This window comes from Mycolicibacter arupensis, assembly GCF_002086515.1.
Classification (GTDB): Bacteria; Actinomycetota; Actinomycetes; order Mycobacteriales; family Mycobacteriaceae; genus Mycobacterium; species Mycobacterium arupense.
Map to the genome: position 1 here is coordinate 1 of NZ_MVHH01000084.1, position 7,934 is coordinate 7,934.

Sequence of the window (7,934 nt, forward strand, 5' to 3'; positions counted from 1 at the left end):
GTCTCGAAGCAGAACCTACGCCCGGCCCCATTTACACCGGTTTCAGGACACGACCCGAAGGAAGCGACCATGGTCGAGACGTTCACGATCACTCCGTGACCGCGTTCGGCCATCTGTGGCGCCAAGGCGCCAACCAAGTAGAACGGTGCCTTGACGTTGACCGCGAAGCACGCATCGAAATCGGCTTCGTCGATCGCAGCGGTGGTGCCGAACACACCGATCGCCGCGTTGTTGACCAGAATGTCGACCCGCCCGGCCACTTCGTTCGCCTCGGCTGCCAAGCGCTGAGCACTGGAGGCGTCGACGAGCGCCGCACCCACGAAATCCGCGGCCCCGCCCGCCGAACGCACCGCATTCACCACCGCCTGACCACTCTCTACGTCGCGGCCACTCACCAGCACGTGAGCACCCCGTGACGCGAGCATCAACGCCGTCGCTTCACCGATACCCCGGGTCGCCCCCGTCACCAACGCGATCCCACTCACTGCAGACATGAACTGAGCTTAGAGATGACCTGAGAATGTTGGTGACCTCGTTGTCGGTGAGGACTCGAACGACCCGTTCAACTCCGGCTCATGGTCCATGGAGCTGATATGAGAACTCCGCTCGACACTGCCCACCGCCCAATCCCCGAACGCGCAGCATGGGTACTCCATTCCTCACTGGCCGAACCCCACTCGGACTCTTCCCGCGGAACAGGTTGCGCGGCATCCGTACCGAGCGCTTGCTGGGTGTCGCTTCGCGGCTTGATGCGCCATCATTGATAAGGGTTTGGGGGTGATGAGATAGGGAAGGACACACCGGTGACTCGGTGGACAGCAACAGCCTCCTGTACGACAGCCCGTTTGACCGAACGCGCGGTTGCAGACCTTGATAGGTCTGTCACCTACGATGCCGAGGCCCAGGTTCTGAGCGCAGTGTTCGAAGTGAAGGCACCGACGCTGCGCCAGGCCACCACATTGGCGCTGCGGCTGGCCCGTCCGCTGCTACGCGAGAAGCCCTCTGCAATTGCGGTGCAACCCACTGAGCAACATCAAGCACTGCTCGCACACCCGCCAGAGATGGATCTTCTGAGTGTCGGTGATGCTGCCCAAGTACTGGGTGTTTCGGCTACCCGAGTCATCCAGTTGCTGCAGAAAACACCCGGTTTCCCTGCGCCCGTCGCCAAGCCGCGCAGCGGACCCATCTGGACAAGGGCCAGCATCGAGGCTTTCAGGACACGACGGGAGAACCATCCGCTTGCTGCTGGCCGCCCTCGCAAACACGCCTGAGAGTGAAGCGACTATCGACACAGACTCTGTCGTCGAGATGTCGATCAGCGGATCTGGCGGCTCAGTGCGTTGACCAGTGCCGTATTCAGGTAAGCGGTGGCCGCGTACCCGGGTACGCGTAGCGCGTCGATCGCCGCGGTGTCATCGACAATGATTGTGGCGCCGCGGAATTTGGTGAACGGGTCGGGCAGCCCGTTGTAGCTGCCGCCACCAGCTGCGGAGTCCGTGCGTGCCACGATCCGTACGTCGGTAGGGATCGTGTTGAGTTGCTCAGGGTCGGCGACGGCAGCGATATCTGATCCGTCCGCGGACGCGGTGATCGCCGGCTTGTCCAGGTATCGGAACCCCAGACCTTGCAGGTACTGCGCCGCAGCTGAATTCGGCGTGGCGACACTGATTCCGTCATCGGCGACGAACACGACCTCGACGCTCTTACCGTCGAACACCGGATGCTCGGTGCGCAGCTTGGCTTGGGATTCTGCAGCCTCGTCGATGAGCTGCTGAGCCTGTTCAGTGCGGTCCAGGATGCGGCCTACCCATTGCAGCTGTGTCTGCCAGCTCCATTCGTTGGCGTTGGGGGCGCGGGTGATGGTGGTCGCGACCTCGGCCAGGGAGCGGTAGGTTGCTGCGTCGATGTCGCCGGTGTCGATGATCAGATCAGGCTTGGCCGCCGCGATTTGGGCAGGGTCAGCACTGGTGAGCACTTGGGTGTCGCCGGTGATGAGGTCTTTCTCCCAGCTGGGCAGGCCGGCGGGGGGTGCGACGATGGCGGCGGGTTGCACGCCCAGCGACAGCACCGCGTCCCCGTCGCCGGGGCCGGCGGCCACAATGGATGTCGGTGGGGCGGTCAGGGTGGCTTCACCGTGGGCGTGGACAAGTGTCTGTGCCGCGTAGGCGGGGGTGTCCTCGCGGGTGAACATCCAGGTTCCGACCCCGCCGCTGACCACGACGGCGGCGGCGACGCCCGCGGCGGCCAGCGCGGTCCTGCGGCTGCGCGGTTTTCGCGTCGAAGAGAGGTGCATCGGGGCGGCGGGTCCGGGGCCGGTGGGCCACCCGGTCGCGGGGGTCGGCCCGGTGGACCATCCCGGCCCGGGCGGATACGGGCCTGTGCCGGTGTGTGGCCCGCTCCAGTGCGGCGGACTGTTCTCCGGACCCCACGGTGGGCGCTGTGCGGGTGAGGGCGCCGGGGTGATGCGTACCTCGGCGGTGGTCTCATCGAGTGCCGCGGCGGCAGCGCGGGCCAGATCCCCGGCGCTCTGGTAGCGGTGGATGGGCTCTTTGGCCATGGCGCGAGCGATCACAGTGTCCATCGTGGCCGGAAGGTTGGCCACCACGTCGGTGGGCCGCGGCGGGGGTGACATCAGGTGCGCGGCAGCCACGGCGGCCATGCCACCGGAGCTGCTGAACGGTGATGTGCCGGTGAGCATCCGGTACAGAGAGCAGCCCAGGGAGTAGACATCGGCGCGGTGGTCGGCGGGTTCGCCGGCCAGTGTCTCGGGTGCCGCGTAGGCGATGGTGGCCATCACGGTGCCGGTCTGGGTGAGGTTGACCGCGTCGTCGAGGGCGCGCGCGATACCGAAGTCGGCTAGAAAGATCCGCTCATCGTCGGTGGAGAGTAGGAAGTTGGCCGGTTTGATGTCGCGGTGCAGCAGGTTTCGGCGGTGCGCGTAGTCCAGGGCTTTGGCGACTTCACCGGTGATGTGCACGGCGCGTTGCGGGGTCATGCGTCCGGCGGCCAGTTCGCGTTCGGCGTCGCTGCCGGCGACGTACTGCATGGCGATCCACAGTTGGCCGTCGGTTTCACCGCGGTTGAGCACGGCGACGATGTTGGGGTGATCCAGGGTGGCGGCCAGTTCGGCTTCGCGTTCGAAACGTGCGCGGAAGTGCTCGTCGCGGGACAGTTCCGCGGAGAGCACTTTGAGGGCATCGCTGCGCGGCAGCACGGGGTGTCGTGCTCGGTAAACGGTGCCCATGCCCCCGGAACCGAGAACGTCCTCGACGATGTAGCCGCCGATGTTTGACCCTGCGGGGAGAACCACTAGTGCATCACCTACTGTCCAGCCAGAATTCGGTATTGAGCGGCCATCTGCTGACGTACATCGACTGCGGTGTCGGAGAACGCGGTGTAGGCGTAGCGATCGACGGTGGCGACGCATTTGTATTGCCAGACCACCCGCTGCCAGGTGCTCGGCGAGGTGCCGGGTAGGCCGCCTTCGGTGCGCTGGAAGCATGTCGCCCCTGGCAGGCCGGGCACCCCATCGACCTCGCGCACCGACGGCAGATTCTCGATCTGCTCGTCTAAGCCTTTGGCCACCCGTAGCGCACCGTCGGCGTTGGCAGCCTGGTAGACGGTGCTCAGGCGTTGGCCGACGATGTCCACACCGGCGGTATTGAACAGCGAGTTCGCCTGCAGCGGGTCAAGCTCAAAGTGAAGCCAGGCAAAGGAATTCCACACGCCGATGATGAACGGGGCGCGCCCGTCAGGTGCGATGAGTGTGCGCGCCAGTAGCTGGCCGCTGGGATCCAGCGGCAAGTCGCGCATCGCGGCCGGCGGGGTCGGGGAGAATTCGTCGATCCGGCGTTTCTGGATGATGAGAGCGCCGTCGACCAGGTTGGCCGCGCTTTTGCCCAGGAAGGCCTGGGATGCCTGCCCCTCCTGGTAGAGCAGATAGGGTCCATGCGCGGTGAAGCTGACCACCTTCTTGAGGCCGTCGGGGAGCGTGTAGGCCACCGCGCGGGCTTCGGGGGTGCTGTTCACCGTGACCGGCTCCGCCGGTGGCTGGTCCGGACGGGAGGATTCCACGGCGGCCATCTCGGTGGCGGCGGCGTCGGCGGCGGCGGGATCGGGGAACCGCAGGACGAGGTTGTGCAGGCCGCGGTTTTGGCCGGTCTGCTCCGGCGACAGTCGTATTGTGCTGAACCCGTTCATGAATCGGTGCTTGTCTGCCACCGCGATCAGGTCGTCTTTGAGCACTTCGTTGTCGCGCATGAGTTTGATCGACGGAACCGGGCCGATCATGCCCAATCCTATCGCGCCAGGCATTCTCGTCAGCTCAGCGTCAACTTCCCACGGGCCCACCACGAACTCGGCCATGCGCTGGGATTCCAACAGATTTGCACCGTCAACGTCGTCCCCGGCTGAACCGAATGGCCTACCGGAGGCGGTGTCATACGGACCGGTGTCCATCAGGGCGACGTTGGCCCCGGACTCCGGGCCGGCGGTGGCCGTTTTCGGGGTTCCGGTCGTGGCCGAGGAGCATCCGGTGATCAGCGCGGCACACGCACCGATGACAGCCGCTATCTTCGCGGCGGTGGCCGGTGTTTGCACGAGGCTAATTCCTAGCATGGCGTGAGCCTTCCAGGTTGTGAGGGCGACTGTTTCGGTGACCGGAAGGTGGCGGTGGCTGGTGTCAACGGACGAGCCTGGGGGGTGAGGTGGTGATGTCTGCCTTTTCCTGGAATACCAGCAGTTGGGTGTCGCTGACTGTCTGGCCGTCGGTGGTCTGAAAGGTCACCGGAATGCTGGCATTGCCGCTGACCGAGACCGACAGGTCCGCAGAGTGCAAGGTGAACGACGGTGTGTCGATGTCAGCGCGGCCCCACGTCACGGTGCCGTCGACGGCGGTAGTGCTGTTCAGCTGCGCCGGGCAGTCCGGGGGAGCGATGAGGTTGGACTTTTCGCATCGCGCGAACGACTCCCGCACGGCCGCGGTGATGGCATCGGCGCCCTTGCTGCTGAGGTCGGCGTCGGCACTGATGAGGAACTCGCTCGACAGTAGGTAATTTCTGAACAGCGGGTACTTAATGCTTGTGAGCTCGATGTACTCGTTGGAGCTTGCAAGATCCAAGTACCCGGGGAACGCGTAGAACGACTGGCCTGGGCTCAGTTTCTTGCCGAAGACCGTGAGCGTGGCGTCCACCGCAGATGAATGGAGTGCGTACTCGTTGGCAACGTGATCGATCCACCATCCTCCCTGCAGACTCCGGGTCAGGCCGATCGTCTCGGAGTGAGTCTTGTCGCCGAACTTCGCCGAGATTGGCACATAGAGCTTCGCGGCGGTTTGCTCATCACCTTTGATTTCGCCGATGTGAATGTCAGAGATCGGCCACTGCGCGATCTGCTTGCCCAGCACCTCATCGGTGAGGAATTCGTTGTCGGCGAACGGAGTTTTGCTGTAGGACAGTGCTTTCGCGGCGTCCCCGCGGCGCAGAGCTTCGAGGTAGTCGGTGACTGTCTGCGCGGCCGACGGCGCGGTCGCTGCGCTTGCAGACTGTGTGTTCTGCGCGGTGCCCGACGGCTGGGTGCCCGCGGGGCCTTCACTGTCAACGCTGGAGACCCGCATGTAGGCGACGACGCCGCCGATAAGGACCACCACGGCGGCCAGTGCCATCAGTAGTCGACCGCGACCACGCTTGGCTGAGGGCACATCGGGCTGCTGGCGCGGATACCCCGCCTGGGGGCCTGGCTGCTGACCGATCCACGGGTTGTGGCCTGCCGAGGGCGGCTGACTGCCCCCAACATTGGCGGATGCAGATCCCGGGCGTTCGAACCTTGGCACCGCGCGTGTGGCGGCATCAGGGTCGCCCCAACCAGGCTCATGCGGCGTATTGCCGTGACTGCCAGGCCAGTTGGCCATTACGGATACCTCCCTTGCTGCATGTGGGGCGACAGCGGGCAACGCCGGGCTCACGCCCGCGCCAGCTCATCGACCGATGGTGGGCGGCGAGGTTGTGACGTCCACGGTGTTGAACACGATGCTCTCGGCAGTCCCGGAATCCGTTCCGCCGTCTCGCAGTTGGTATGACACCGGGATGGTGACGTTTCCGGTGACGCGCACGGTCATGTCGTACTCGCTCAACTCGCTGAGGCTGAGTTGGCTGAGGTCGGCTTTGCCCCAGGTGACGGTGCCGTCGAGCGCGCGGTAGTTGTTGAGTTTGACCGGGCACCCCGGAGGGTCCAGCAGATTGGACTTCTCGCAGACAGCGAAAGCGTCGGCCATCGTGGCGGACACCGCTTCGACACCGTCGTCGTTGAGCGTGTATGTCGGCGCGAAGGAGAGGTATCCGCCGGTCAGTAGCGGGGACTCTGCTGCGACGTCGATGTACTCGTTGGAACTGCCCACGTCAACGAAACCGGGGAACACGTAGAAGGATTCACCCTTTTTGAATTCCTTGCCGAAGATGGTGAGTGTCTCATCGGCGGCGGAGGGGCTGGTGATCTCGATCTTGTTGATCGCTTCATCAATCTTCCAGGTCTCCTCGACCTTGGACAGCCGCACGGTGGAATCGGAGAGCTGCTCGCCGAACTTCACCGCGACCTTCACCGAGCCCATCCCGATGCCGGCCAGCTCCTCGCCGCCGTCGAGGATGCGGATATCAGAGATGGGCATCTTGGCGATCTGCTGGGCGAGGATGTCGTTGGTGAGCAGATCGGCGTTGGCGGGTTCACTCTTGCTGTAGGACAGCGCTTTCTCCGCGTCGCCGCTACTGAGTGCTTCCAGGTAGGCGGTGACGGTCTCTGAAGCCGACAGGTCACCACCACCCGCGTCGCCGGTGAATCGTGGTACCACCACGAACGCGGCGACGAGCGCAATCACAACGGCACCGGCGATGATGAAGAGCTTTCGCCGGTTGCGGCTAGGTCCGGCCGGCGGAGCGCCGGGGGCTGTGTTGGTCCACCCGGTCGCCTGCGGTTGCGCAGCGGGCCAGCCCGGGGCGGGGGCACCTGGCCCGGATGACTGGGGCGGGGCGGCCCACGGCTGCGGCTGCTGGGGCGGCGGTGTGCTCCACGAACTGTGTGGGGCAGGCTGCTGCTGTCCCCAACCTGCGACCGGTGGCGGCTGCTGTGGGGCGGGGCGCTGAAACTGGGGAGTCGCGACGGTCGGATCGTCGGGATCCGGCCACCCGCCGCGGGGGTTCTGATTGTTCACGTTGTTCTCCTTTGGAGCTGTCGGCGGGTGCAGCGTTGATGATCGTTACTGCACCGCAAGCCGGTTGGTCGCGCTGCGCGCGGGCGGTGGTGGTGTCGTGGCCGGGTCGGGGCGTCGGTCAACGGACCTTGTCGGCGATGGCACGGGTGATCGAGTATCCGGCGCTGCCGACGGTCGGTGAGCAGACCCGGACATCGACGATGACGTTGCCGCGCAACGCCATACCGCGTTCGCACTGTTGTCCGGGAACCGGCGAGGTGGTGGGCACCAGCATCAGGGTGTTGATGTCGCCGATCGGGCGTGGTGTCTTGATGTCAATCTCGGTGGAGGCGCCCTGAAAACTGAACACCGCGTGGGTGTTCTGGCAGGCGTTCCAGTCTCCGATTAGCTTGTCGTAGATGCGCTGAGCCGCCGCGGGGTCGGGGAAGGCCAGCACCGACTGGGCGATGCGGTGTGCCTGGCCCTGGGCGAGAACCCCGATGGCCATCCCGGTGAAGCCGGTCCCGTCGTAGGTGGCGCGGTAACCGGGACCCCACGCGCCGGTGCAGTGCGGTGGCTGCACATCACCGCCGAGGGGCTGGCTTTCCACCGGGCCCACGGGGGCTGCGCCGGCGATATTGAGTTGCTTGTCGATCTCGGCGCCCGGCAGCAGCAGTGGGGCAAGCGCATCGGGAGCAAGTGTCGGTCCGGTGGGCGCCGGTGGTGGTGGAGGTGCCGGCGTCCCGGAGGGGGG

7 protein-coding genes are annotated in these 7,934 nt (G+C 65.4%); 1 reads left to right on the forward strand and 6 read right to left on the reverse strand.

Going from position 1 to position 7,934, the window contains the following annotated elements:
• A partial coding sequence (locus BST15_RS20340; protein ID WP_133053204.1) for an SDR family NAD(P)-dependent oxidoreductase occupies window positions 1-494 on the reverse strand: 494 nt, incomplete at its 3' end.
• A gap of 351 nt (window positions 495-845) precedes the next feature.
• Between BST15_RS20340 and BST15_RS21935 the strand changes: the two genes are divergently transcribed.
• Entirely contained in the window at window positions 846-1,271 is a 426-nt protein-coding gene (locus tag BST15_RS21935; RefSeq protein ID WP_057969518.1) for a hypothetical protein, read from the forward strand.
• 44 nt (window positions 1,272-1,315) lie between these two features.
• Here the strand turns inward: BST15_RS21935 and BST15_RS20345 are convergent, their stop codons facing one another.
• From BST15_RS20345 to BST15_RS20365, 5 genes are all read right to left on the reverse strand, one after another.
• On the reverse strand, window positions 1,316-3,310 hold the full coding sequence (locus BST15_RS20345; protein ID WP_046189491.1) for a serine/threonine-protein kinase: 1,995 nt from the start codon (window positions 3,308-3,310) through the stop codon (window positions 1,316-1,318).
• Between the two features lie 11 nt (window positions 3,311-3,321).
• Window positions 3,322-4,599 carry a DUF7373 family lipoprotein gene (locus BST15_RS20350; RefSeq protein ID WP_046189490.1) on the reverse strand — a complete coding sequence of 426 codons (1,278 nt, stop codon included), beginning with the start codon at window positions 4,597-4,599 and terminating at the stop codon, window positions 3,322-3,324.
• An 82-nt stretch (window positions 4,600-4,681) separates the two neighbouring features.
• Window positions 4,682-5,662: a DUF4878 domain-containing protein gene (locus tag BST15_RS20355; protein WP_046189489.1), complete on the reverse strand. Its 981-nt coding sequence runs from the start codon at window positions 5,660-5,662 to the stop codon at window positions 4,682-4,684.
• A 312-nt stretch (window positions 5,663-5,974) separates the two neighbouring features.
• Window positions 5,975-7,201 (reverse strand): DUF4878 domain-containing protein, encoded by a 1,227-nt coding sequence (locus BST15_RS20360; protein WP_057970253.1) that lies wholly within the window; start codon window positions 7,199-7,201, stop codon window positions 5,975-5,977.
• 118 nt (window positions 7,202-7,319) lie between these two features.
• A partial coding sequence (locus tag BST15_RS20365; RefSeq protein WP_131727996.1) for a sensor domain-containing protein occupies window positions 7,320-7,934 on the reverse strand: 615 nt, incomplete at its 5' end.

What these genes read in the sequence shown, in the direction of transcription:
- BST15_RS20355 (WP_046189489.1), bottom strand. Translation starts at nt 5,662, where the DNA reads ATGGCACTGGCCGCCGTGGTGGTCCTTATCGGCGGCGTCGTCGCCTAC.